The 26,703-nt window shown below is 68.1% G+C and carries 13 protein-coding genes and 2 pseudogenes; 7 read left to right on the plus strand and 8 right to left on the minus strand.

The features are described from left to right. Nucleotides 1–10: 10 nt before the first annotated feature. The 5 genes from ACFVT5_RS39395 (at nt 11) to ACFVT5_RS39415 (ending at nt 15,241) form a co-directional block, all read left to right on the plus strand. Nucleotides 11–10,201, plus strand: coding sequence for a lonely Cys domain-containing protein (locus ACFVT5_RS39395; protein ID WP_389898502.1), 10,191 nt, complete (start codon nt 11–13; stop codon nt 10,199–10,201). Next, a complete protein-coding gene (locus ACFVT5_RS39400) occupies nt 10,198–10,425 on the plus strand; it encodes a hypothetical protein (RefSeq protein WP_389898504.1) in 228 nt (75 codons plus the stop codon). Before ACFVT5_RS39395 ends, ACFVT5_RS39400 begins: the two co-directional genes overlap by 4 nt. A gap of 125 nt (nt 10,426–10,550) precedes the next feature. Beyond that, nucleotides 10,551–13,454 (plus strand): hypothetical protein, encoded by a 2,904-nt coding sequence (locus ACFVT5_RS39405; protein WP_389898505.1) that lies wholly within the window; start codon nt 10,551–10,553, stop codon nt 13,452–13,454. A 40-nt stretch (nt 13,455–13,494) separates the two neighbouring features. Continuing rightward, nucleotides 13,495–14,679: an RICIN domain-containing protein gene (locus tag ACFVT5_RS39410; protein ID WP_389898507.1), complete on the plus strand. Its 1,185-nt coding sequence runs from the start codon at nt 13,495–13,497 to the stop codon at nt 14,677–14,679. A 325-nt stretch (nt 14,680–15,004) separates the two neighbouring features. Further along, on the plus strand, nt 15,005–15,241 hold the full coding sequence (locus ACFVT5_RS39415) for a hypothetical protein (protein ID WP_389898509.1): 237 nt from the start codon (nt 15,005–15,007) through the stop codon (nt 15,239–15,241). Between the two features lie 145 nt (nt 15,242–15,386). Here the strand turns inward: ACFVT5_RS39415 and ACFVT5_RS39420 are convergent, their stop codons facing one another. Then, the gene (locus ACFVT5_RS39420) at nt 15,387–17,126 is read right to left on the minus strand and encodes a pyruvate dehydrogenase (protein ID WP_389898654.1); all 1,740 of its coding nucleotides are present in this window, start codon (nt 17,124–17,126) and stop codon (nt 15,387–15,389) included. Nucleotides 17,127–17,255: 129 nt separating this feature from the next. Next, nucleotides 17,256–17,612: pseudogene (locus ACFVT5_RS39425) on the minus strand (transposase family protein); the annotation flags it as partial. A 608-nt stretch (nt 17,613–18,220) separates the two neighbouring features. Here ACFVT5_RS39425 and ACFVT5_RS39430 point away from each other — a divergent pair. Continuing rightward, entirely contained in the window at nt 18,221–19,546 is a 1,326-nt protein-coding gene (locus ACFVT5_RS39430) for an epoxide hydrolase family protein (protein ID WP_389898511.1), read from the plus strand. Nucleotides 19,547–19,820: 274 nt separating this feature from the next. Further along, a pseudogene (locus tag ACFVT5_RS39435) lies at nt 19,821–20,355 on the plus strand (transposase family protein); the annotation flags it as partial. Nucleotides 20,356–20,740: 385 nt separating this feature from the next. Here the strand turns inward: ACFVT5_RS39435 and ACFVT5_RS39440 are convergent. From ACFVT5_RS39440 to ACFVT5_RS39465, 6 genes are all read right to left on the minus strand, one after another. After that, on the minus strand, nt 20,741–22,687 hold the full coding sequence (locus ACFVT5_RS39440) for a BTAD domain-containing putative transcriptional regulator (RefSeq protein WP_389898513.1): 1,947 nt from the start codon (nt 22,685–22,687) through the stop codon (nt 20,741–20,743). Between the two features lie 680 nt (nt 22,688–23,367). Next, on the minus strand, nt 23,368–23,847 hold the full coding sequence (locus ACFVT5_RS39445; protein ID WP_389898514.1) for a transposase: 480 nt from the start codon (nt 23,845–23,847) through the stop codon (nt 23,368–23,370). A gap of 47 nt (nt 23,848–23,894) precedes the next feature. Continuing rightward, complete coding sequence (locus ACFVT5_RS39450; protein WP_389898516.1) at nt 23,895–24,437, minus strand: winged helix-turn-helix domain-containing protein; 543 nt, start codon at nt 24,435–24,437, stop codon at nt 23,895–23,897. Between the two features lie 66 nt (nt 24,438–24,503). Then, on the minus strand, nt 24,504–25,340 hold the full coding sequence (locus ACFVT5_RS39455) for an alpha/beta fold hydrolase (RefSeq protein ID WP_389898519.1): 837 nt from the start codon (nt 25,338–25,340) through the stop codon (nt 24,504–24,506). Nucleotides 25,341–25,373: 33 nt separating this feature from the next. After that, on the minus strand, nt 25,374–25,553 hold the full coding sequence (locus tag ACFVT5_RS39460) for a hypothetical protein (protein ID WP_389898521.1): 180 nt from the start codon (nt 25,551–25,553) through the stop codon (nt 25,374–25,376). Nucleotides 25,554–25,678: 125 nt separating this feature from the next. Continuing rightward, a complete protein-coding gene (locus ACFVT5_RS39465) occupies nt 25,679–26,701 on the minus strand; it encodes an ABC transporter permease (RefSeq protein ID WP_389898523.1) in 1,023 nt (340 codons plus the stop codon). Nucleotides 26,702–26,703 lie beyond the last annotated feature (2 nt).

Raw genomic sequence — 26,703 nt, forward strand, 5'->3', positions numbered from 1 at the left:
GAACACCGGCATGGACTCCAACTCGCGGCGCCGCCCGCGCAACAACGGGTCGGACTGGGTGGAGCAGCACGCCGCGGCTCTGCTGCCGCTGCTGCGCAGGCTCTACGGTCCCGGCCGGCCCTCGAACCTCGGCAGCGACGACGTCTACGACGACGGGTACTCCCTTGCCCGTCATGAGTGGGCGCACGCGATCGAGTCGGTGTTGAGCGCCGAGGACCGGCAGTTGATCGTCGACGTGTACGAGGCGAAGGCTGCCGCGAAACCGCCCGCTCAATGGCCGGACGGGCCTGTCCCCAACCACTCGTCCAGCAACGCACATGAGTATTTCGCGCAGCTCAGCAATGCCTATCTCGGTGCGAACACCGGCAAGGACTCCAACTCGCGGCGCCGCCCGCGCAACAACGGGTCGGACTGGGTGGAGCAGCACGACCCGGCACTGCTGCCGCTGCTGCGCAGGCTCTACGGCCCTGGCCGGCCCTCGAACCTCGGCAGCAGGGACAACCCCTACATCCTCACGGGCTTCCGCCAACTGTGGGACCGAGCGGAGGGCGAACTGACGGGACACGACTCCACACCAACGTCCAATGACAACGTGATGCCCACGCCAACTCGTGGCGTCGAGGTGTCCGACACGGTCCAGCAGGGTGGGTCCGACGTCGACACGGAGCTGGAGACGCTGCTGGCTCCCCCGCCGACGCACGGGGACCGGCGGGTGGTCGCTGCCCTGCGGCAGATGTTCGGCTCCGACATTGAAAGGCGCAGCGACTACGCCGCGCTTTACGACGCCTTCCGAGTGCTGGAAAGTGCGCATGCCGCGGACTACCGCGCGGCCGGCCAAAGTCTGGTCCTGGACGATGTAGCGCGGCGCGTGTTGCGCTTGACGTCCAATGAGGCCATCCTGCCCGACCATTTCAGGGTCCTGTTGCAGACGGTGCACAGTGCCGCCAGGCGGGACTGGGCGGGAAGCATGGGGGCCCTCGCGGTCTATCCGGTGGTCCGGAACACCGGAGCGCTGTCCCACCACACCGAACTGCGCGGTCCGCTGGACCAGTACACGGGCCGCAACTTCACGGGGCGCGGCGGTCTCGTGATGGACGTAAGCACCGTATGGACGCCGATGCAGGGAGGCACAGGAAACACGTCCCCGCTCCCCGCACCTTGGAGACCCCGCCCACACGTAGTGGTGGCAGAACTGGACGAGGCGTCGGGCAAGATCGTCATGGACGACGGGATCGAGAACCGGGCCCTGCTGCGGGACGATGAACTTGCGGCACTGATCGGCCACGACCCGATAAGACCGCCACACGCTGAGGTGCTGCTCCTTGTGGTAACACCATCAGGTGCGGCCGACGCGCTACCGCGTCTGGTGGCAGATCATGCCCGCACTCGCGTGTGGGCCACCTACGCATTGTTCAGTCTCTCCGGCTCAGGTACCGGACCGCGCCGAATCAGTCTCCCGACGTCAATGCAGGAACCCGGCAATCGAGAACCTGTCGGAGCGTTCTTTCCCAGCGACCCCGGCCTTGGAGCGCGCGACGCCGGTCTGCAAGGAAGTGACGGCGCCGAGTTCCGAGAATCCGATGTGCACTCGTATCCGCTGACCACAGTGGACGGGCAGCGGCTCACCGGGCGGGCATTTCTTAATGCCGACGACATGGCACAGTTGGAATGGGGACTGCGCGAGGTGTCAGCGGTGAGGCACTACATAGATCGATACGAGGGTGCGCCGGGCACGCACCTGCAGACGCGCGAGAGCGGTCTGCTCGTGTTGCCCCGCGAGTTGGCGAACTCCTACGTCGCAGTGTGGCACGGACAGTATGGTCGGATGGTCGTTCCGCGCCGAAGTACCGGCAGCAACCAGCCCATGCAGGCGAGTCAGACTGTCCGCATGCTGCGGCGCCGCCCCAGCCTTCAGCGGATGCCCGCAGACCACCCCGTGTGGATAGTGGGGTGCGAAACTCTCCGGCAGCGAGAAGGTAGGGACCCGGTCGAGTTCCCTAACTCGGGCGAGGTCTACGCCACCGGTTTGCAACGAACCCTATTCGGTACCGACGCTCAGGTCACCGCAGAGGGGTCGTGGGGGGAATCGCCCGCGCAGTTGGTCAAGTTTGACGATCCGGACCGGCCTGTCTATAGATTCCAGAAGTTCGAACCGGCGCCACAATCAGACGTACTCCGCGATCTGGCGGATCTGGCGGGACTGCCCGGCGATGTGGCACGGCGTACGACTCGCGTGATGCGCTGGGTGCGTGCGATGCGCCTGGTGTTCGGCGACATCGACACCGATCTCTCCCGGCAGTTCGAGTTCCGTAGTCTCATTCGAGACTTCGGAGCTCTGGAAATGCGGCGACTGGAGATGAGTGACCCACTATTCGATTCCGGACCTTTGACGTGGCATACGTTGACCCAGATCGGCACGGAATTCGCCCGGCACATGGGATACGACCCCACCATGACCCCGGACTTGTTGCATGCCCTCCTGCGCGCTGCGCGAGAGCGCACGCTGCGGCTTTTGGTCCCGGTCTCACAGGCCACCCTGCCGACGACCTCGAATTATGATGGCGATGAGTGGGTCAACCGACCTCCCGCGAGCGGGAGCGGGAGCAGGTGGCTCCGGGCGGACATCGTCGACGACGAAACGGTGCTATCTGCGGTCACCCCCAGTGACGGATCGCAAGAGTCACCCGACGTCCTCTTCGCGCCGCCTGCTCGGTCGGCCGAGACTGAGCTGCTGTCGCAGGTTCCCGAACGGACACCCGCTGCGCAGCAGTCCGTACCCGCCCGGCAAGCGGCGGAGCCCGCCCCTGCCACCGAACTACGGCCCATGCCCGTCCGGGAACTGCCCTCGACCGAGGAGCAGCGCCCCGCTGCCGTCGAGACGCAGGCCCCCAGCACCGGGCAGCCGCCCCTTTCCCAGGAGGAGCAGCTCGCCGAGCGCGGGCTGACGCCGGTGTACGTCCTGCCCGGCGGGGACGTGCTGGCCCACGCGCTGACCGCCGTCGCCCCGGCCGAGAGCGGCCGACTGGCGGGGTACAGCAGGCCCGCCGGACCGGACGAGCTGCGGGCCGCGCTCGCCAATGCGCTCGCCGCCGATCAGGGACTGCCGCCGGACGAACAACGGCTGTGGTCCGCGGTGTCAGGACGGACAGGGCCGGCGGGAGCCCCGCTCGTGACCGCTTTCGGTGGTTCCGCGGACGAAGCCGTCCGTGCCCTGCGGACCGGATCAGGCCCTGAGGCCACGGACTGGCTCACCCTGGCCGTGGCCGCGCCCGTACTGGGGCTGCGTCTGACCGTGCTGACGCCGGACGGCTCCCCCTGGACGGCCGGCCCGGAAAGCGGCCGGCCCGTCGCCCTTTTCCAGCAGGAGGACCCCGCCCCCTACACCGCACGGTGGGCGGCCACCGAACCCACCGTCCAGGCCCGGCAGGCTCGACGGCCCGACCTGTCGCAGCCCACCGTCAGCTCGGGCTACAACTGGGGCACCACATCCGCCGACACCACTACGCCTCCCGGCACCACCACGCCTCCCGCCGCCACGGCGTCGTCCTCGGCGCGCCCCGCCGTGTTCTTCGGCTCCGAACCGCGGCCGAGCACGCCGGATTCCCAGCGGGCCGGCACCTCCTCCTCCGGTACGCCGGCCACCCGGACACCTCCGGTCCCGGTTGCGGAGACCCGTCCTGTCTCAGCCCCGGTCGTGGAGACCGCCGTGACGCCCTCTCCCCCGCAGGAGACCACCACACCCCCAACAGCCCGGGACACGAGCGACGAGCAGGACTCGGACGCGGTGACGAACCTCGACGTGCCCGCCGACGACGGGATGGACGTGGCCCCCGCGCGCCAGGTCTTCGGTGACGGCGGCGCCGCCGGGCCACTGCCCAAGCAGGCCGGTGCCGGGTCTGACGGGGTCCCGTCCGTAACCCAGCTCGACGACGCGATACGGAGCGACGAGAGCCGCGACCGGCCGTCTTTGGAGCCGACGGACGTTCCTCTCGCGCCCCCGACGGGGGAGGGGCGGCCCGCGCCGGAGAGTGTGCGGACGCCAGCCGTTACGGATGCCGGACCTGCGTCGCCGGCCGTGCTGAGCTCGTCCGCCGCGCCGAAGAGCACGGAAACACCCACCGCCGCTCCATGCCAAGGTGAGCAACCACCTGCTACGCCCGACCGCACCCCCTGGTACATGGCGTACGACGCGACGGGGCAGTTCGTCGTGGCGGACACAACCAGGGACGTGCCGTTCTCCGCAAAGCTGGCCCAGCTTTGGGCCGGAAGGATCACGCAGCGCCTGCACCTGCCAGATCCCGGACCAGGATCATCGACGGACAGGCTGCGCGCGGGCATCCGCGAGGCGATCCGCGACATGCTGGCAGAGACCAAGCCGACGAAGTGGGACGACATCCTGGCGGTCGGCCGGACGCTCGTGGTGGATGGGCGGCTGGTGTGGCTGCGGCCGATGATGCACGGCCTGGAGCCCGCCCCGCCCAGCGGAGGGGATGTCAAGGAATATCAGGTGGGCTTCTCCTCCACACACGCGGGCGGAGAAGAAACGAGTGAGAACATCCATGGCATCGACACACTGCTGTTCACGGCCCTGAACGCTACGGGATCGGCGGTCGCCACCGCATTCGGTGTAGCGGCGCCGCAAATTCAGGTTCGGTCCGCCAAGGCGAGGCACCACGCCTGGTCACGTACGATCCTGGCCGGACGCAAGCCATTCATCAACTCCTTCACCACGTTCACGAGCGGCCTCGACCTGCGGGTCTATGTGAATGGCGAAGAGGCCACCCACCCGGACAGCCGGGTAACGGTGCCACGGAACCTTCACGTCAAACTCCCCGAGCCATACACGGCCGAGCACGGGCCTCGACCCGATCCGTACGGGCCCGACTCAGTGCGACCGCAACAGCCGGGCAAGGACGGCCCCTCTCAGGCCCGGGAGACGCTCAACGCGGTCAATATGACACCGGTCATCGCAGGGCTGCACCGGAACCTGCTGGATGCCGGAATTCCTGCCCCGAGCGTGCGCGACATCATGGGCCAACTCGGGATGGACTCCAGGCGTGGGTTTCTGAGTGAGCTGACCGCCCGCAACCGCTACGCCTGGTGGTCGAGCGAGGACTCGTCCGGGCGAATCGAAGCGAGTGGATCGCTGATGAGCAGCAAGTTCCGTGGTCATGTGCGACTGACCTCCGGAATCGACAGCTTGCAGTACGTGGGCGACACCGAATTCGGTACACGGGACGACATCGGAGCCGGCACCAACTGGACGTCGTCGGCCAAGGGTTCGACGACGGGCGGTCTCGGCGCGGGCTACAACACGGCCGGCACCGGCGACGTCGGGACCGATCCATCGGAGGACACCGCCCCCGACCACTCCGGTGAGCCGGACAAGGGAGAGAAGTTCACGATACGTGGCCTGGTCCCGGCGGCCACTGGCCTGTTCAGCAGCGACCGCAAGATTGGCCACTCCCTGGGCGTCGAGCACCTCAGCCACACGGTGTTGAACACCTCGGGCCCTCAGTCCCGATACCGCGCGGGTCTGCGGTTGGTGGCCACGGTGACGTCCAGCACGCACACAGTGCGCCCGGTCGACGTGATCACGAACGGCGAGTTGAGCGTGGTCCAGCGGGAGGCAAGTGCCTTCGTCAGCCGGACGGTGGGGCCGGAGTGGACCGCCGATCTCCGCCCGCAGGCCGCGCCGTCCGGTCGTCGGCATCGAGTGTTCACTCCGCCCGGCCGCCGTTCGACGCGGTCGGCGGCGACTTCCAGGCCGCCGTTCAGGCTGGGCGTGGAGACCTCTTCCAGGGACCTGCTCCAGAGTCCCGGTCCACGCGAGCCGCTCGCGATGGCTGCCCGGCGCGGCTTCGGGTTCGGCGTTCCCATCGCGTTCGCGGGTGCCGAAAAACTCCAGGGCGACATCCGTGAGGCGATCGAGAGGCACCACGCCAAGGCGGTCGGTGATCGCAAGGTGCACAGAAGTGACTGGGCCGGTGCGGACAGGGACCTTGCGACGTTCTACGGCCGCGCGGCACTTGAGGCCGATCCGTATCAGGCGCTTCTCGGCATCCACCGTAAAATCGAGGTGGGCGGCCGTGTGTACAAGGTCTCCGCCAAGATGCAGTGGGGAAACCGCGTCGAAGGACCCAATGAGCTGACCGGTCCGGTCGACAGGGAACGTATTCCGTCGGACAACAGCTACGAGATGAGGGTCAACGCACGCGCGGTCGGCGGTTCCACCGTCACCGGCGAGCGCAGCAGGAAGGCCGCGGGGCGATTCGCCTTCGGGGCCGGCGCTGTGCTCTCGATTCCGGAGCGTGAATACGATCTCGGTGCGCTGCACCTCAGATTTCCGCGGGCTCGGCTCCAACTTGGCGCGATGCGCGGCTTTTTCAAGGGTGGATGGGGCAGAGCTTTCCAACTCAAGGGTGCGGCCAAGCAGTACCGGCGCACGGAGACGGACGGAAAGGTTGATGAGCACCGGTACTCCATGACGGTGCGGTGGACTGTCACCCCGGAGCGCGGGAAGTCCTCGTACATCGCAGGGAGGTTGCGGGCGGTTGCCCGCGTAGTCAATCCGCAGGAACACGCGCCCGCAGAGCCGGTGACGCTACGGCAAGCGGGGGAGTCGGGCCGGGTCCACGCCTCACTCACCCGCCCCCCGACCGGGCGGTCGCTGGACTTCAGTTCTGGAACGCACGGCCTGTACCCGTCGTTCCACATGCTGCCTGAGCTGGCGCTGCTCGCCGCCCGCATGTATGCCCGGCAGCACAACTTGTCCGAGGACTGGTTGCGGGATCCGTCGGGTTGGCCGGAGGAAGTGCGCGACCTGGCCCACCCGGTGGTCCTCAGTTCCCGGTTCGACGACATGACGGGCCAGTTCGGGGAAGAGATCGAGCTGCCCAAGGAGGGCGATCACAAGCAGGCATTGCGGATCAAGCTGCACACTCATGCCGCGAGAGACCTCGATGTCAGTCGGGCCGTCGAGGTGGAGCACTACCTGAAGGGATCCGCGACCCACGTCGCGGGCAAGGACTGGCAGTGGGGGTTGGGCCTTGACGGCGTTTTCGGGCCGCAGTTCAGGTACGGCACCGAGGGGCAGCAGGGCGAGGATCACGGACCAGGTGGCCGCGTCAATTTCCTGGGCCACGCCGAAGGCGGCTTCATAGAGGCCAGGGGCGCCTCGCATGCCAGGGGAATGATCGGTATCACCCGGGCCAGTTATGGCGGAGCGGTCCACACACTCCGGACGACACCCGTGTTCGAAGTCACCTATGTGCGGTGGCATGGAAAGCGGCTCACAGAGACGACGGAGTACCTGAGCTCCGTCGACGCACTCGACCTGCTCGTGCCCGAGCGCAGACTGAGGGACGTCCTGCCAGCCGAGAGCCCGGCGGCGGCCACGGAAATACTCAGGCCCGGTCCCGACACGACAGCACTCGCTTCGACGCCGGACGGCGAGAGCCGGCACGAACAGGAACAGGATCAGGAACAGCAGCCGGATCAACGTGCCATCGCTGCTCCAGCCCGGCGCACCTACCTCAGTGCCGACCTGATCGCGGGGATCGCGCACCCGGAGGTGTTGCGCGCGGACGGTGTCATGAACGAGATCACAGCGCGACTGCGCCGCCAGGGTGTGATCACCACCGAGAAGGGCTCGGGCAGTGAGTCGCGCCCCAACCAGTTGCTGCGCACGCTGCACAAGTCCTTCTCATCGTCCGCGTTGCAGGCCGACACACCCGGGCTGATGACAAACCAGGGTGTCAGCCGCTGGATACCGATCACAGGACCGCTCGGCAGCTCACGCTACCTGTGGGTGAAAGTGACAGCGACCCGGCTCGGCGCCGGGCCGACGCGGCCCCGTGACGACGTGAAGCTCACACTTCGCGGCGAGCTTGATGACGAGGAGGCACAGAAGAGGATCTCCGGCTGGGAGACTGGGTTCGGCTTCGACTTCCGCGCTCGCGCGGGTGGTAACGGGGTGCACGCCGGCCCCGAGGGCGGCGCCACGTACTCCTCGTCGGCGACCACAGTGAGAGAGGAGGCGAACAAAAGGGTTCCCATCTACCGGGCCAACCCAGGAGACGCTTCATGGGAGTTCGAGCACGACATCACGTTCCGTGTCGAGACCGGTCTCTCCACCGAGCTTCCTGAGATCCTGACCGCGCCCGCACGGCTCCCGGCAGGAATCACCCGCCTCGCCACCGGCAACCCGGCTACCGACCTCTCCTTGTTCCACTGGTACGACGCCGGCGACGGAAACGTCGGCAGCAGCGCGCTCGTCGAGGGCAGCTCGATCCGACTGCTCGTGCCCCAGCACATGACGGTCATGACCGACCAGCCTGCTCAGGACATCGACCTCGTCACGCCACGCGAGACAGAGGTGATCTGGCAGCCGCCGCCCGCCGGCCAACCCAAACAGGTGGTCAGCCCCGCTCCCCGGCAGGAGTGGCCGGACGCGCTGTTGGACGAGCTGCACCCTTGGACAACACCCGCAGCCGCGTCGATCGCACGCTGGGCCGCCGCGACCGCCATCCGTCAGCGCACCCCACTCACCGTCGACGGAGCACCACCAGAGGTGCCGGGGCTTCACTCCACTACGCGGGCCGGTCTGCGCTACGACCACTACACCGGCGGGAACATGCTGCGGCCGAACATCCGGAGTCTGCTCAAGCACGAGTACGAGGTTCCCGTCGGGAACCAGAGGGTCCTCGTCGGCTTCGATCTGGACAGCGCCGAGATCCTGGGCCCGCCGGAAGGCACCTCGTTCAAGCAGCGGACGTATGTCCAGGAGGACGAGGAACCCAAGCACGAGACCGAGCGGAGCAGCGGCTGGAAGTTCATCCTCGGGCCCGAAGTGGGTGGAGAGAGCGGTGAAGACACCATCATCGGCCGGGCGCCTGTGGTGATCAAAGAGTGGCTGGACGGCCGGTCCCGTTCATCGGCACTCGGTGACACCGACGAACGCAACAGGGAAGGACGACGGTCCTACCGCCACTACCGGTTCGACGTCACAGCCGTCGTCAAGGGCCCTTACGGCACAGTCCGGATGAAGGTCCCGGGCGGGTTCTACGGCATGCTCCCCGTGGACAAGGCAACCGGAAGACTTGCCGGGGGCCTGGAAGAGGTCCCGGAACTGAACGGACTGCTGACGCCTCCACCGGCGACACCCGAAGCAATGCCTCCGCCGGTGCCGCCGATGCGATCAATACCCGAAGTGGTCGTCGTGCCGCCCTCCCCCCAAGGACCGGGCCCGGACTCGACCGAGCCCACCGTCCAGGTCGCCGACCTCGATGAGACCCACCGCCGGTGGACTGCCCAGCAGTTGACGGACGAAGACCTTCCCGTTGATCGCTCGGGGCTCGGCATCCCCGATCCCGAAGGCATCTACGATGCGGACGACCCCGTCGACCAGGTCCGGCACCTGATGCTTGACGGTGGTCGCTGGCCGCAGGCGATCCATGCCGTCGCAGCGCGAACGACCCTGCGGATCTGGAGGGAGACGTTCGAGCGATACGCGGATACCGTGCTCAACGCCGACCCAGCGGCCGACCGGAGCGACATCCAGCGGCACTGGGACGAGGCTCTCGGTCTGATCACGAGAGGAGAACGGGAGTCCGTTCTCGCCGATCCCCGGTATGCCGGGGATCAGTTCCGGGACGCCGTAAGGCAGGTGGCGGCCCTTCTGCTGGCGGGCGGAACGCGGAGCGCGGCGGCGGAGCATGCCGAGCGGCTCCGCGATGAACTGGGTCTGAGACCACCGGAGAACGGGGCGATCACGGACACGGCCGGTGGCCCGCTGTTCGCGGGAAGGGACCCCGCCGACGCACTGCACCACTGGGTCGAGTCCCGGCTCGCCGCCCCCGACGCGGAGCGACACGTTCCGCGGCTCGCCGGTGACGGCTGGGCAGGCGCGCGCGCCACACTGACCGTGACGGAACTGCGGGACGTGGGCGTCACGTTGAAGGGGGAGCAGCGCACGTACGCCGAGCTTGCGGGCGGGCTGCCGCCCGGGGATGTCGAGCTGTCCCTCGCCCAGAGATACCGCTTGCTGCGGCAGTGGGGCGACGGCGCGGCCGTTACGGAGGTCGCCGCTGGCCTGGTTGCGGCCGTCCTCGGCATGCACATCACGATCACATCACTGGACGGCACCGAGGGGCACTTCGCTCCAGGTCCGGCCGACGAACAGACGGAGCCCCTTCCGTGAGCACCTGGCCGCCGTCCTTCCCTGACCCGGACGACTCCGTGACTTCCGAACCCACCGCCGCTCAGACCGGCACCGGCACCGGCACGGGTGCGGCGCTCAAGGATGACCCGCCCGCCCCACCCGAACACGTCGGCGGACGCGCCTTCGAACGCCGGGCCACCGTCGACCTGTTGCCGCAACTGCGGCTGGACGAGTCGCGCACGCCACGGGAGGACGCCGGATGAGCAGGTGGAAAGGCCGTGCGCCTTGGCGCCGAGGCACCGCCGTGTCCTCCCGGGCCGAACGGGAGCGACTCACTCGCGCCAGGTCGGATCAGGAAACAGGCCGCGGAGCGGGACAAGGGCCACGCGTGCTGGTCGAAGACCACGACGGACTGTTGTTGCTCCGTCTGCCTACGGACGACACTCTGAGTCCCGCCGATGTCGCTGATCTTGCCCGCGCGCTGCGCGCGGAGAACGGCGAGACAGCCACGATCGTTGCCGCCGCCGAGGGCGCCGCGGAGACGACCGCACTGTGGCCACGGCTGAGCGAGACGCTCGACTCCCTTCGTGTCGCCGGTACCCCGTGCGTACGGCTGGTGATGTCCGGCGCCGGAGACGACCGCCCGGGCCGGCCTGCCCTGGCCCGCCGGATCGCTGAGGACTGGGGCCTGACGGTTGAGGCCCCCGATGGGCCGGTGCTCGTGGTGCCAGGTGGCTCGGTGTTCACACCGTCCGGGACTGGCGGCTGGCGACGGTTCGTCCCGGGGGAGGAGCCCGAGACACTCGGGCCGCGCGCCCCGGCGCCCGGCTGGCAGGCTGCGGTACGCCGTGCCCCCTCGCGTATGGCGGATGGCTGCGTGGTGGATCAGATTCCAGCCGGCCTGCTGATCCGCCCGGCGGAGGCCACCGCGCCCCGGCCCGGAGACTTGTTCCACGCGATACCCGTGGATCCCCGGCGACTCGCCGTGGTCGTCGGTGTGCCGTGGGGCGAGGATGTTCTGGCGACCGACGTCGCCGGACTCCTCGGCGCGTTGCCGGCCGTCGTACGCCATGGTGTCCGGCTCGTCCCTGGCGGGCGGCGGGACCTTCTGCCCCTCGGCCAGTCGGTGGCCGGCCTGCTGAAAGCCGAGGTCGAAGTCACCACCGGGCTGCCGCTCTTCGCGGCCGACGGCCCGCTGGGCACCTATGGAGTACGGTCCGTGCTGGTCGGCCCGGACGGTGACCCGCGCTGGATGCCCTTCGTGGACGCCGTGATGTGCCCTCCCCCCGAGGAACCGGCAGCGGGCTCGGAGGCCGAGGTGCACCGGCCCGAGGGCGCCTCGCCTCCTGGCTCGCAGCAGCCCGTCCCCGCTCCCAGGGTGCTGCGCTGGTCCTCGCCGGCGCGGGACCTCCACGCCACGGAGGACGGCGTGATCAGTCTCTCCGACGAATGGCGGGCCGTGATCACCAGGGCCGGGCTGTGGGTGCTGCCGAGCGACGGCACTCCGCCGCCGTACAACTCCCGCCCCGTCAGTATCGAGGGCCCCGTCTTGGAGGTCGGCCGCATCGGCGACCGCCTCGACGCCTCCCTCTGGCCTGTACTGAACCGCTTCGTCGGCCGCCTCGCCCCCGACGTGCGTGCCCGTACCACCCTCCACGTGCGCGCCGCCACGCCCGACGGCGGCCGCGCTCTGCGTGGCCTGGTCGCCGACCACGCGCTGCGCGTGATCAGCTTCGCACCACCCGCCTCGGCGCTGCATCCGGTGCCACGCCGCACCGCTCCGGCTCGATCCGGTGACCCGGCCCATGGCGCGGCCGGTTCCGGTGCCGGCGCTCCCTCGGCAGGCCCGGTGCGGGTGGCTGGTTCCGTCGGTATGCCCAGGGCGGCCGGTGGCGTGGGCGGTACGGCGGTACGCCGGGGTCGCTCGCCGGCGTCGGCGTCGCCCGGAGCGTCTGTGGCCATGGATGGAGGCGTCGCGACCGGCTCACGCTCCACCGCCCAGCCGCTCACCGCGTCCCCCCACACCTCGGGCGGTGAGCCCGGGGCGGCACCAACGTCGCCGTATGCCGAACTGTCCGCTGAGCCGGTCTCCGAACCCGCTGTCGGACTCGTCTCCGAGCCCGTGTCCGAGCCGGTTTTGGGGACGGCTGCCGGGTCGTCGGTATCCGAGACCGTGCTCTCCGGGTCCGGGGGAGTGCTGTCGGTCTCCGAGGGTGTGCTCTCCGAGGCCGGCGTTTCCGTGCCCGCGCTTCCTGAAGCGCCTGCTTCTGAGTCGTCGTCCGGGCCGGTCTCCGCGCCGCAGGCGCCTCGCCCGAAGGCCGTCGCCACTGGCGTGCCCACCGGTCCTGACGTACTCGCCAGTACGTTGCCGGCCGTCGGCAGCCCCGCCGCACTGCCGTCGGCGCCGGACCCGTTCCCGTCCCCGGAGTCCTCAAGGTCCTCGGACGGGGCGAACGGGCCTCCACAGCCCGTGACATCACGGCCGCCGGACGACGGTGCGGCCGGCCAGGCCGCCGCCTCCCGGCCCCCCGGTGGATCCGGCGCCAGGCGTCCGCGTTCCGCCTTGCCGGTCCAGCCGGGGCACCGCAGCACACCCAGGGAGCGGAGCGCCTTCCGGGCACTCGCCGAGCCGTTGTGGGAACGGCACAGTGCGGCGGTGAACCGCGTGCTGGCCCAGATGCCCACGCTGCGGGGCGACGAACAGGAAGCGGCGCGGACGGATCTGATCGCGCTGCGGATGTACCTGCACGACGGTGAAGGAGCGCTCGGCCACTCCGAGTTGACGCACTCGCTGCGGGTCGGCGAAAGGCGTCTCATGTCGTACGCCGGATGCCTGGCGTCCGGGCTCGGGCGGTTGCCTTCGTACCGCGGGCCTGTTCTGCGTGGCCTCGGCGGGGCGATCGGGCACGGCGACGTGGGGCCCGGCGATCTGCTGTGCGACCCGGCGCCGTTGAGCGGGCTGCCGCTCGACCCCTCCGGGACGAACCGGGTGGCGGGCGTCGCGTACGCCATCTGGTCGATCACCGGCCGCCGGGTCCGGCAGCTCCAGGAAGGCGGCGACGAGGTCGTCTTCGCGCCCGGCACCGCGTTCAGAGTGCTGGAGGTGCGCAACGGCACCCCCACCCCCCTGGTACTGCTACGCCAAGTACGTGGCACGAACGGCGCTTCTACCTCCCTGGAGGACGCGGACGAGACCGCGCTGGAGAGCCTGAGCAGTGCCCTGGCCGACCGGACATCACCTGGCACGGGCACCTGGCACGACCGCTGTACCGGCCCCATCGACGGCCACTGACGCCATCACCCCCACTTCCTCTCAACCAGGAGCAGCGCTCATGCCACAGCAGCACGAGTCATCCGCCAACGAGGCGATGCCCTCCGTCGCCGTTCGCCGCGCGGTTTCCATGCCCTCGCCGGGCGTAGACCCAGGCCAGGCCCTCGGACCGCGCACCCCTGACCCCACCCCGACACCGATACCGTCGTCTCAGGAACTCGCCCTCGTAGGGCGCTCCGGGACGACCGAGGAACCGGAGTCCGGTGATCAGGAGGAACGGAACCAGGCAGCAGCGGTACCCGACGGTCCGGAACCCGAGGCGAGGGCAGCTGTGGTCATTGCCGGAAACGACCACGGTGACGGCCGACAGCCGGATGAGACGGCATCAGGACGCCCGCGCGGCCCCATGCTGGCCGCGGCCGCCATCGCGGGAACGGTACTGATCTCCACTCCGTTCCTCGTGCTCGGCCTGGGCGGCGACGACGAGAAGAAGGTCGGCACCGCGCCCGTCGGCGGCACGACGTTCGATCCCGGTACGTCGGACGACCCGCCCGCCGTCCACAAGTCCGAGTCCCCCTCGCCGAGTGCCTCCAAGCCGTCCCCTACGGCGGCGACGAAGTCCGCGGAGGAGAAGCCCGCAGCCGGCAACGTCACCGAGCAGACGGCCACACCCAAGGTCACGGCGCCGCCAACGGCCGAGGTGAAGAAGGCCGAGGTGAAGAAGGCCCCCACGGCCCGAGAACTGGCCAACGAACTGTCCAACCGGGCGAACGTACTGCTGAAGAGCATCGAGACCGGCAAGTGCGCCGATATCCCCGGCTTCGGGAAAGGGACGGTCGACGGCCCGGTGAGGCAGTACGACTGCCGGCCCACCACCCAGGACAACCAACTCTGGGATCTCAAGGTGGTCGACCCGGAGGGCGGGCCCCACGGAGCGAGCCTTTTCGTGATCAAGAACCGTGTGGACGGACTCTGCGTGGACGTGGCCACGCCCGCTGCCGTCACCATCGGGACCAAGCTCTCCCAGAACCACTGCAACGACTCGACCTCCAGTCACCAGCGCTGGTGGCTGGAGCCGCGTCCGGGGGCCCTGTGGTTCCGCCACGCCTCCAGCAACTTGTGTCTGGCGGTGGACGGCGGCAGGGCCGCCGGAGACGACGCCAGACTCAAGGTGGTGGACTGCGGCGACTCGGCTCAGAGCGCGGAGCGCTGGTCGGTCGTCTCAGTCGCCAAGCCTGCCTCCTGAGAGAGGTTCCCTGGGAGGTCGCTTGAACGTTTCGATTTCTCCCCATCCGGGATCTTCCTCCCGACTGGGCCGGGGACACAACAAGGCGCCTCGGGCAGGTCTGGTATGCGGCCCGACCGCGCCGTCGGGGACCTTCGTGGTCGGTCCGCCACCGGATCGGCCCGTGGCGTGGCCGGCCGGTTCGCCGGGCGGGGCCCCTCTGTGCGGGCCCCGCCCGCGTGCTGATGAGTCCGCACGGTCGAGGAATCCAGCGGCACGGCCCAACCCACGTCCTCATCGGCCGGTCGGCGATGTCGTTTTCCTGTCCGCGCTACTCCGGTAGCTGATGGACGATCCCGAGATCACTTTCAGCGTCGAAGCCGACGCGCTCGTGCGGAAGAGCGGCTGGGCGTCCGATGTCGGCCCCCAGGTCGAACCCGGCGGCGGCGATCGCATCGGCTATGTCCGCCTCCTGGTGCTGCTGCTTCACCCGTTCATGATGTGCGCTGAGAAGATCAACGATTCTCCGGATCGGACCGTGACGGAGGTCAGCAGTCGGCGTTTCCTCGTTCATGGATGCTGATTCCCTTCCGTAGACCCCGCAGGGGTGATCGGTGTTGCGTTCGTGAGGAGCACGTCCCACGGAGTCCTGGCCACAGTGGATCGCGCCAGGGCTCGTCAGGTTGCCGGGACTGCGAATCCGGGCCTCGGTGAGGACGGCGGCAAGCTCAGGGGCGGGGGATGTTTCGCAGGTTGGCGCGGGCCAGGTCGAGCATCTTGCCGACGCCCCCGTCGAGCACGGTCCGGCCGGCGGCGAAGGCGAATCCCTTGACCTGGGCGGCCGATATGCGCGGCGGGATCGACAGCGCGTTGGGGTCGGTCACGAGGTCGACCAGGAACGGTCCGTCGTGGGCGAGCGCCTGCTTGAGTCCCTCGACGACATCCCCGGGGCGCTCGATGCGGATCGCCTCGATGCCCGCGCCGCGGGCGATCGCCGCGTAGTCCACCGGCTCGTGGTCGGTCTCGTGCTCAGGCAGCCCCTCGACCAGCATCTCCAACTTCACCATGCCCAGGGACGAGTTGTTGAAGACGATCGTCTTCACCGGCAGATCGTGCAGCTTCACTGTGAGCAACTCGCCCATGAGCATGCCCAGTCCACCGTCACCCGACATCGAGATCACCTGGCGGCCGGCGTAGGCGAACTGCGCGCCGATGGCGTGCGGCAGCGCGTTGGCCATCGTGCCGTGCAGGAACGAACCGATCACCCGGCGCCGCCCATTGGGGGTGAGATAACGCGCCGCCCAAACGTTGGACATGCCGGTGTCCACGGTGAACACCGCGTCGTCGGCGGCGAGTTCGTCCAGAACCGAGGCCGCGTACTCAGGGTGGATCGGTGTGTGCCGCTCGACGTCGTGGGTGTAGGCGGAGACCACCGTCTCCAGTGACTTGGCATGCTTGTGCAGCATGCGGTCCAGATAGGTACGGTTCTGCTTCGCCTCGACCAGCGGCAGCACGGCCCGCAGCGTCTCCCTGACGTCGCCGTGGACCCCGAGTTCCAGCACGGTGCGACGGCCGAGGCGGCCCGCATCGTGGTCGATCTGCACGGTCCGTGCCTGCGGCAGGAAGTCGTTGTACGGGAAGTCGGTGCCGAGCAGGACGACCAGGTCAGCCTCGTGCATCGCGTCGAAGCAGGCGCCGTAGCCCAGCAGACCGCTCATGCCCACGTCGTACGGGTTGTCGAACTGGATCCACTCCTTGCCCCGCAGGGTGTGCCCGATGGGCGCGGCAGCCTTCTCGGCGAGCGCCATGACCTCGGCGTGCGCGTCCCGCACTCCCGCACCGCAGAACAGCATCACCTTCTTTGCGGCATTCAGCTTCTCGGCCAGCGCCCGAACCTGTGTGTCCGGCGCGACGACCCGGCCGCGCTCCGTGACCAGGTCGCTGCTTCCCGTCGGGTGCGTAGCCGCGTCGTGCGCGACATCACCCGGTATCACCAGGACTGACACCGCGCTGTTGCCCAGAGCCCGCTGCATGGCGATCCGCAGAACCCGGGGCATCTGCTCTGGGGTGCCGATCATCTCGCAGTAGTCGCTGCACTCGGTGAACAGCCGTTCCGGGTGCGTCTCTTGGAAGAAGCCGGTACCGATCTGGTGGGACGGGATGTGCGAAGCGAGTGCCAGCACGGGCGCACCGGAGCGGTGCGCGTCGTACAGTCCCTGGATCAGATGTGTGTTTCCGGGGCCACAGCTTCCGGCGCACACCGCGAGCCTGCCGGTCAGCTGTGCCTCCGCTGCCGCAGCGAAGGCGGCGGCCTCCTCGTTCCGTACGTGCACCCACTCGATGCCGTCGGTACGGCGCACCGCGTCGACCACCGAGTTCAGGCTGTCACCCACCACGCCGTAGATCCGCTCCACGCCCGCCTGGCGCAGAATGTCCACAAGCTGCTGGGCCACCGTCAAATTACGTATCACCGGTTTCTCCCCTCGGACTGCACACCTGTCCCGAATGACTCTCGACAGCCTTAATGTAGTTGATGCATCCACTTTAGAAGCATGGGCATCTGGGACTTGCCACTGGGGATGGCTTACTGAGCCGCTTCAGCGTTGCAACTCCAGGGTGAGAACGGCCTTGGCGATTGACGTCATGCGGGTGGGGCTGCATCGGGATCTGCGGAAGATCCGCCATGACTTCAGGCGGGCAACGCCGCGTTCGACGGGTGCCCGTGCCGCGGCCAAGGCCCGATTGCGGGTTCTGTCGGTGGGGGTGAGTTCCTGCGGGGGCCTGCGTTTGATGCCCGTGGCAAGCCTGGGGCCGCCGCCCTGGTAAGGGAGATCGGCCACGATGGGAACGCCCTGGCGCTCGCAGATCCGAATGATTCGGTGGGTGCGGGCTGCGGTCAGGTCGTCGGTGCGGCCCGGCGGTGTGGGCGAGAGCCACAGCAGGTGCGTCAGCGGAAATGGTTGACGCATCATATATATGCTCCCTAGGGTGAGCCTAGCGAGGACGTCACACGCTGCACCGACGCCATCGCGCGTTTTCGCATTTCCCGCAATCTCCGCAGGAGATGAGGACCGGTGGGCGTCAACGAGAAGACCATCAGAGATGCCTACCTGGAGGCCGCGCTCGGCCGGTGACCTGGCCGGCCTGCGCAGGGCAGGCCCGGGTTTCCGCCACTCCTGTCCCGATCTGTGGTCTTCCTGCGTGCACGACTTTGTCATGGTCAACTCGCAACACGACATCGAAGCGGCCAAGCACGCGGTCCTGCTCGCGGTCGCCAGCCTCAAGGAAGCCCTGAGCACCTCCGCCTGACCCCTGCGGGCGGCCATGTACTCAGGTGCGTAGCCGCCCCACCCCGAGGACCCCGCAGCAAAAGCGGGCAAAACAAGGCTTTCTGCGCCGATGTGGCGTATACGTCTGCGCGGCCGCCACCCGCATCAGTGGCCCGTGGGCGCCGCGGCCCCAGGGGCCGAACAGCACCCCGCTCCCCGCCACCCTCTACAGACCTCCCTGCGCGCAGTCCGTACTCCGCCGGCCAGCGCCCCTTCGAAGTTGGAGCACATCCATGCGTTCACCGCATCATCCCAGTCCGGTCGCGGACGAGCCCTCCTTCAGCCCGTCCCGGCGCGGCCTGCTGCGAACCGCCACCATCGCCGGACTGGCGACCGCCGTACCGGCCGTCCTGGGCACGGACCTCGCCTCCGCCACCACCTCCGCCGGCGCCGTCGGCCCGCTGATCCTGCCGAAGGCCACCAGCCGGATCACACCGCTGGACCTGCGCGTCCCGGAGGCCCTGCTGACGGACCTGCGCCAACGGCTGGCCCATGTCCGGCTGCCCGAGCAGGAGACCGTCACCGACAACTCCCAGGGTGTCCAACTCGCCAAGCTGACCGGCCTGCTGCAGTACTGGCGCACTCAGTACGACTGGCGCCGCTTCGAACGGCAGATCAACGCCCTGGGCCAGTACCGCACGCGGATCGACGGCCTGGGCATCCACTTCCTGCACGTCCGCTCCCGGCACACGAACGCCACGCCGCTCATCCTCACCCACGGCTGGCCGGGCTCCTTTGTGGAGTTCGTGAAGGCGATCGGCCCCCTGACCGACCCCACGGCGCACGGCGGCAGCCCACAGGACGCCTTCCACGTGGTCGTCCCCTCGCTGCCGGGGTTCGGCTTCTCCGACCGGCCCGGCACCACCGGCTGGACCAACGCCCGCATCGCGGCGGCCTGGGCCACCCTCATGGAACGCCTGGGCTACACCCGGTACATCGCCCAGGGCGGCGACTGGGGCGGCGTCGTCACCACCCAACTGGGCAAGCTGCGGCCCAAGGGCCTGCTGGGAGTGCAGCTGAACTTCCCCGAGTACACCTTCAGCCCGCCGGTCACCGACACGACCACTCCCGCCGAACAGGCGGCACTCGCCCAGATCCAGACCTTCTCCAGCCAGCTCTCCGGATACTCCCTGCAACAGTCGACCCGTCCGCAGACCATCGGCTACGCCCTCGCCGACTCTCCCTCAGGACAAGCCGCCTGGATCTATGAGAAGTTGCTCGACTGGACCGACAGCACCGGCCGGCCCGAAGGTGTCCTGTCACTGAACGACATGCTGGACAACATCACCCTGTACTGGCTCACCGACACCGCCGCCTCCTCCGCCCGCCTGTACTGGCAGAACTACGGCGCCTCCGAGCTGACCAAGCTCGACCTGCCGGTCGGACTGAGCGTCTTCCCCCACGAACTGGTCCGCAGCCCGAAGATCTGGGCCGAGCGCGCCTACAGCAACCTGGTCTACTACAACGACCAGATCCCCTACGGCGGTCACTTCGCGGCGTTCGAGCAGCCCCAGCTGTTCACCCAGGAGGTCAGGAAGTTCGCCCGACTGGTGAAGTAAGCCGGCACCCCCCGCGGCGAACGGGCCGCAGCGAGGGCGGCGGCAGTAGATGTGAGGACACGTCCACCGTCGCCGCCCTCGTGGCATCTACGGGCTGCACAGCACCCGTGCCCGTATAGTTGATGCATCACCTTATTGACCCTATGGTGACTTAACATTGACCTTCTTCGAGGTGGCCACCGATCAGGTGACGGTTCGCGAGCCGCAACGAGCGAGGCCCATGGGCTGTTGATCGAGGTGTCTGACGTCTCAATCACCTTGCTCGGGGGCCCCGTTGGTCATCCGTCCTGCCGCACTCGACCTGCCGCATGCGCTCGTGGAGTGGGTCACCATGCTGCTCGTCACTCGTGAGGGCGACCGGCGCTGCAAGCTCCGTCCGTCTCATCGCGCGATGGTGGCGCTGGTGTACCTGCGCGAGCACACCACTCTGGCGAAGATCGCTGCCGGGTTCGGCGTCAGCGAGTCCACCGCCCACGCCTATACCAGCGCGGTCGTCGACCTTCTCGCCGCACGTGCATCGGGCCTGCTGAAGACGCTACGCGACCATGATCCTGACTTCGTCCTCCTGGACGGGACCCTCGCCGAGTGCGATCAGGTCGGCGACGGCCGGGCCGACTACTCCCAAAAGCGCCGGCGCCACGGCGTGAACGTGCAGGTTGTCACTGATTCCGCTGACGCACCTGCTGTGGCCCTCGCCCACACCGCCGGGCCGCACCCACGACCTGACCGCAGCCCGCACCCACCGAATCATTCGGATCTGCGAGCGCCAGGGCGTTCCCATCGTGGCAGCCCTGACAGACCTCGGCGCGCGCTCTGCTCGTCCTGACAAACCTTGAAGTCAACCGCTGACGGATGATCTTCTTCGTGGAACCCCGCCCACGACCAGATCCTGATGGCCAGCGCGTGATCGGCACACTCCACGGCATGAGCCCTGCCCTGCTTCCAGAACAACCGCGAGGCATCTCGCGAGATCTTCAACCGGATCTGGTTGCGCCGAAGCCGGCTCATTCCTCTCACATTGTGTGCCTTCATTACTAACCGGCTCACCTCAGTCAGGGCCTGGCGCCAGTAAGCGACATTTAATTACAGAGGGGTAAATATGGCCAGTGTGGCTGCTGTAACGGGACGACACGTTCACTGTGGGCAGCCCGGCGCGGCTCCCGGAGCGCAGGAACGAGGTTCCTGGGCTCCGGATCAGTTGGGTTCGCTGAGGGGACCTATGGCAGTGGCCATGGCGCCCGCTCCCCGTAAGTGGCGGGCCAAGCGAGCAGGGATGGTGTCGTCCCGCATGGCCAGATGCTTCGCGAGAGCAGCATGCAGCAGTTGTCGAGAAGATGGTGCGAGAGTGCTGAGGATCACCTCGCGAGGTAGTTCGGGCAAACGATAGCCACTGGTGGCATGCTCACTGGGTTCCGCCTCCCACACCAGGAGCCGGGCCGCGACCGCCATGTCAACAAGCGGCAGGAGCTCCCGCAGTGGCTCGTCCAGGATGTCGGCGAGCAGGGCGATGTCCAGCCACTCAGCATCCACCGCACCATACGTAAGCATTACTCGGACCGGTTCCGGCAGCCCGGCCAGCCGGCTGAGGATCGCGCTCCGCACGGCCGTGGGCACTCGGGCCGCCGCGCCCGTCCGTCGGTCGGGAGCCAGCTTGAGCAACTCAGTCAGAATGAACGGGTTCCCCGCGCTGCGCCGGTGCAACGCCGCCGCATGCGCCGGCGTGACGTGCTCGCCGGATCCTGTGAGCACCTCGGTGACGTCAGCGAGAGTCAGCGGATCGAGCCGGAGCCATGTCGCGCCCCGCCGGGCAAATGCGGTGAGCAGGCCGCTGGACGTCGGATCGTCGGCGGCCCGCATGGCGCACACCACCGCGATGGGGCCCTCTGGCAGTGCCTCGACGATGTGCCGCAACTCGGATTGGACTTCCGGTGATGCCTCGTCGAGGTCGTCAACAATGCAGAGCGTGGGCCGACGGGAAAGCGCCTGCAGAAGCTTCCCCGTCGTCGTCCGTCCGCTCACGGGCACACCAGGTTCGTATCCGTCCTGCCGCAGCGCGTGGAGAAGTTGTGCGGCAGGGGACGGCAACGAGCGGCCTCCGCTGCCGCCCTGCGCCTGGCCGCCCTGGGCACGGGCGACAGCGAAACCCGCCGACACCGCACGGGCCGCCAACTCATCCAGCAGCCGTGTCTTGCCGACACCGGGCTCGCCGGAAACGACCGCGCAGGCCGTACGACCCGGGGCGGCTCTCGACAGGACCGCCATCAGCTGTGACGTCTCCTCCGACCGCCCTGCCAGAGGTGGGGGCGCATCTCCCGGGCCTGTCCTCAGGACGACATCGGTTGAGAATGGACTGAGGCCGTCGAGGACGCCGGTGTCGTGCCGCAGAATCGCGGTCTGCAGTCGTTTGAGCCCCGGGCTCGGGTCAAGACCCAACTCCTCGTCCAGCATGACGCGAAAGCGCTCGTACTGCTGAAGCGCTTCCGTCGGCCGCCCTCCTGCGTACAGGGCCCGCATCAGCAGCGCCCAGGACACCTCCCGCAGCGGCGAGCTGACGATGAGCCCTTCTGCGGCGCTGATCGCCTGTGCCAGATCCCCCTGCCTCAGTAGGGTCGTGGCCTGCAACTCCCTTGCTTCCTGCAGGATTGCGTTCAGACGATTCCGTTCGCGCACCGCGAAATCCTCTTCAGCGGCGTCTTGGAATGCCTTGCCGCGCCACAGGCCAAGTGCTTGGTCGAGTTCGCGGCGTGCCTGGGCAAGTCGGCCATGCCTGACCGCAGTCCGGGCGCTGTGCACGGTGTCCTCAAACACCGTGGTGTCCCGCGCCTCGCGAGGCACTCTCAGGGAATAGCCGGATGACTCGGCAAAGAGCACCGTGGACGGCCCTTGCCGCTCCGGGTCCAGCACCGAGCGCAGTCGGCTGACATGTGCTCGGACCGAGGAGATGGCTCCTGTCGGCGGGTTGTCCTTCCACAGACACTGGGAGAGGTCAGCCACGGTGACCGGCCGGCCCTCCTCAATGAGGAGGCGGAGGAGCAGCACCCTGCGTTGTGGCGGCCCCAGGTCGAGCGGTGCCCCGCCGCGCCACACCTGGACCGGACCCAGGGCACGGAACACTGCGGTGTCATCGTCGGTCGCATTCATGTGGCTTACTCGCCTTTCGGGGCGCCGTACTCCTGCATTGCCCGCGACGGAGCCAGCGGGTCATCCGGTCGTCGTCCCGTTCCCCGGTGGGGGTGCGGGCCGCTCACACGAGTCGTGGCGGGCTGGCCATTCGGAGGACGCGCACTTCCGCGGCGGCACATGACCAGCCTGTCGGCGGGCGTGGGCTCCATGACCGCTGGTCGGATCCACTTTCTTCGGCCGCGGTAGCGCGGCGCAATTGTGGGGCACCACGAGAACCACCATGAGAGTGGAATCCCACCACCACGAGGAACCCCTGTCCCGCAAGCAACACCACAGGTCAGGAATGCACGTGCGGCACAACAACGGTGGGTCACCCCGCACGAAGCATTCAATGTGAGACACGCCACTCCACTCGGGAAGGTCACCTCCCGCCTCCCCGGCAGGCATCAGTGAGGTCTTTCAGGGTGGCCACCGATCGAGTGGCGGGCGCCGGCCACAACGCACAAGGCTCCCGTGCCGTGGAGGGAGGTGTTCGAAGTCTCAACCCACCGGCGCAGGAGCCATGTTGGTGCCTCATCCTGCCGTACTCGACAAATGGTCGGGGATCGTGGTGAGGGTATCGAGCCCGGCTTGGGGGCGCCCTTGACCTTCACTGCTGCGATGACGTCCTGTTTGCCAGAGATCTTCAATGGCTGAGGTTACGGCGGTTGGAAGTCGAGGCCGGTCTTGGCGATGAGACCGTCGATGAGGCCGGGTCGGTACTGCATCCGTTTGAGCCGGTTCTTCACCAGCGCGGTGAGCTGGTCGAGGCTGTGTTTGGTGAGGTTGGCCAGCGACCTTTTCAGGTGCGACCAGACACCCTCGACCCGGTTGAACTCCGGTGCATACGGCGGCAGCTGGTAGACGGTCAGCCATAATCGATCACCGACAAGCTGGCGCATGCTGCGACTGACGTGCGTGTTCAAATTGTCCCAGACCAGGACGACCGGGCCGCCGAGCTGCTGGTGCGCGGCGTCGAGCAGGTGCGCGTAGTCGGTCTCGGTGAAGCCCTTGCGCCGGCCCTTGGCGGGGCCGCGGTCGAGGTGGATGCGATAGATCAGCCGGGGCCGGTGGCCGGGCTTGGTGCAGATCAGTGCCGCCATGGAGACGCGTTTGGTGCCTGCGGCGGTGACACGCACGAGGGTTGTGTGGCCCCGGCGTCCCCAGGTGCGGCCTATGGGCGGCCTCAGCCCCTGGCCGGCTTCGCCCTCGAAGCAGAGTCAGGCGCCCAGGTCCGCCGCCCTCCTTTTATGACGGGCCACTGCGCGTCCTTCCAGGCGGCGATCCTCTCCTCGTCGCGCTCGGTGGCCCTGCGGGAGGGGACCTGCACGCTCCAGCCGATGCGGTGCAGCAGCAGGTCCATCCCGGCCAAGGTGTACTCGACGCCGAACCGGGCGGTGCACGATCTCCGCGATTCTTGCCCGGGTCCAGCACTGGTCGCTCCAGCCCGCAGCGGCCGGGCCGGCATCCAACACCGCCTCCAGCACACGCAGTTGACTCGCATCGAGCTTGCAGCGGGCACCGCCGGGGCGCTTGGAGGCCAGAGCCGCCGCCCGCCCGCAGCCAATGCCCACCGCCGGCGGTTCGCCGACATCCGCGTCACCCGGAACTGCCGGGCCACCCCCGGTCGCTGACCCCCCGCCTCGATCAGATCAGCAGCCGCCAACCGGACCCGCTCACGCCGGACCCGCTCCTCAGCCGTCAGCCCTCCACCATCGGGATACCTCATCCCTCCGGCACACCGCAGCACACAACAGTCGTTACGACCCCACACAACCCACACCCTTAAAGATCTCTAGCTGTTCTTCTCCACCTGGTCGAGGAAGTCGAGGAGGCGGGGGAGGACCACGTCCGGCGTCTCCAGGATCGGGCTGTGGCCGATCTTCTTCAGGCGCCATAGTGTGGAGTTCGGCAGGTGCTCGGCCATCTCGTTCTGCCACGGGATCGGGCGCGGCTTGTCCTCCTCGCCCGACACGATGAAGACGGGGACACTGATTTGCGGAAGCAGATGCACAGCGGTGCCACGTTCGATGACACCCGCCATCGCGGGACGTAGGGTCTTCGGCACCTCTGCGATCCGCGCCTCCCACAGCTTGACGATGTCCCGCTTATCGGGATCGGCAAGAGTGGTGGCGCCGAACATGATCTCCATGGTCTCCCGGAGCACGTCACCGACGAAGCCTTGCCGCCCCACGTTGTCGACCCACTCCCGGAAAACCTGAAGCTGATCGGCGGGTTCGGAACAGGCCGACGATCCCAGGACGATCATCGACTTGATCAGGGAGGGCCGGGCGACGGCCAGCCGGAACGCCACGTCTCCGCCCATGGACTGGACGAGCAGGTGCACCTGCTTCAGATTCAGGGCTTCGGCCAGCGCGATGACATCAGCCGTCACCGTGTCCAGATGGATGAAATCGTCCTCCGCCGGTGCGCTCCGTCCCTGGCCGCGGAAGTCGGGACGGATGACGCGGTACCGGCCTGCGGCGGCGTCCTTGAAGCCTTCAAACATGCGTCCGTCGAGGAACAGTGAGTGTAGGGCAAGGACCACCGGAAGGTCTTCTTCGCCTGTGTCACGGACGAAGAGCTCCGTTCCGTTGACGTTGATTTTCTTCTCGGCTTCGGTGTTGGTCACGGGGTGCCTCTCAGAGTTGAGGAAAAGGGGAGGTTAGGCGTGGGGCAGACAGGAAGCGAGGAAGGCGACGGCCGAGTCGAGGGCTGCATCAGCCTCCTCCAGGTCCTCGGAAAACAGATGCCATACGTGCGGCATGCCGGGCCACACCTCAAGGTTGACCCGTACCTGTGCGCTGGCCAGGTGCTCAGTCAGGCGCACGGCGTCACTCAGCATGATCTCGTGTTCCCCGATGTCATCGATATTCAGGTAGTGACCTATCCCGACGCGGACGGGTCACCCCAGATTGGATCCATTTCACTGAGATGGATCGGCTGGCATCACGGTTCATCGCGGGGATTTCAGTGTCGTACCGAAGACAGAAGCAGGCGTCGGCTGGTGCTGCTCAGTGCGGTCGCGGCGACGAGGATGCCTCCCTGGAAGAGGAACTGCACGTACGACTCGGCGCCCAGCAGGGACAGCCCGTTGAAGGTGACGGTGACGATGAGTACGCCGACGAGGGTGCCGACGATGTGGAAGTCGCCGTCCTTGAGGACCGAAGCCCCCAGGAACACGGCGGCGAAGGCGTTCAGCAGATACCCGTCACCGGCCGTGACTTGGCCGCTGCCGATACGCGCCGACAGCACGATGCCCGCCAGTCCCGCGCACAGCCCGCAGATCACGAAAGCGATGAGCGTGATGCGGGTGACCCGTACACCGGCCATGCGTGCAGCGACCTGATTGGTGCCCACCGCCTGCATATGGTGACCGAGCAGCGTGAAGTTCAGCGCCACCCACAGGGCGCCGAGGACTATCACGGTCAGAATCACCGGGGCGGGTATGCCCAGTACCGAGGCGCGGGCGATGTCCGTGAAAGGGCCGGCCTTCAGTGTGATGGGCGTGCCGTTCGAGTAGGCGTAGTTGATCCCGAGGAGCATGGTGCTCGTGCCCAGGGTGGCCACGATCGGGTCGATCCGCAGGACCGCGACGAGCAGGCCGTTGACCAGGCCGATCGCACCGGCAGCAGCGAGACCGAGCAGAATTGCGGCGAGCCACGGCAGGCCGCTGCGCTCCAGCAGACCGACCGCCAGGATGCCCGCCAGACTCACTACGGATGCAAAGCTGAGATCGAACTTGCCCGCGACCAGAGGGAGAGTGAGACCTCCTGCGACGATGGCGAGCGTGGCGCTCTGGTTGAGGATGTTCAGCAGGTTCTGACCCGTCAGAAATGCCTGCGGGCTCGCTATGGCGAAGCCGATCAAGAGCAGGACGAGAACCGCTGGGGTTCCGTAGCGGCCCGTCAGGACCAGGGCGCGCTGTGCGTTGCCCGGCGTGCCGTCCCGCACAGTCGGCGCCTTCACGGCTTCCTCAATGGTGCCTTCCATGG

This window comes from Streptomyces sp. NPDC058001 (genome assembly GCF_042886315.1).
In the GTDB taxonomy this organism is placed as follows: Bacteria; Actinomycetota; Actinomycetes; order Streptomycetales; family Streptomycetaceae; genus Streptomyces.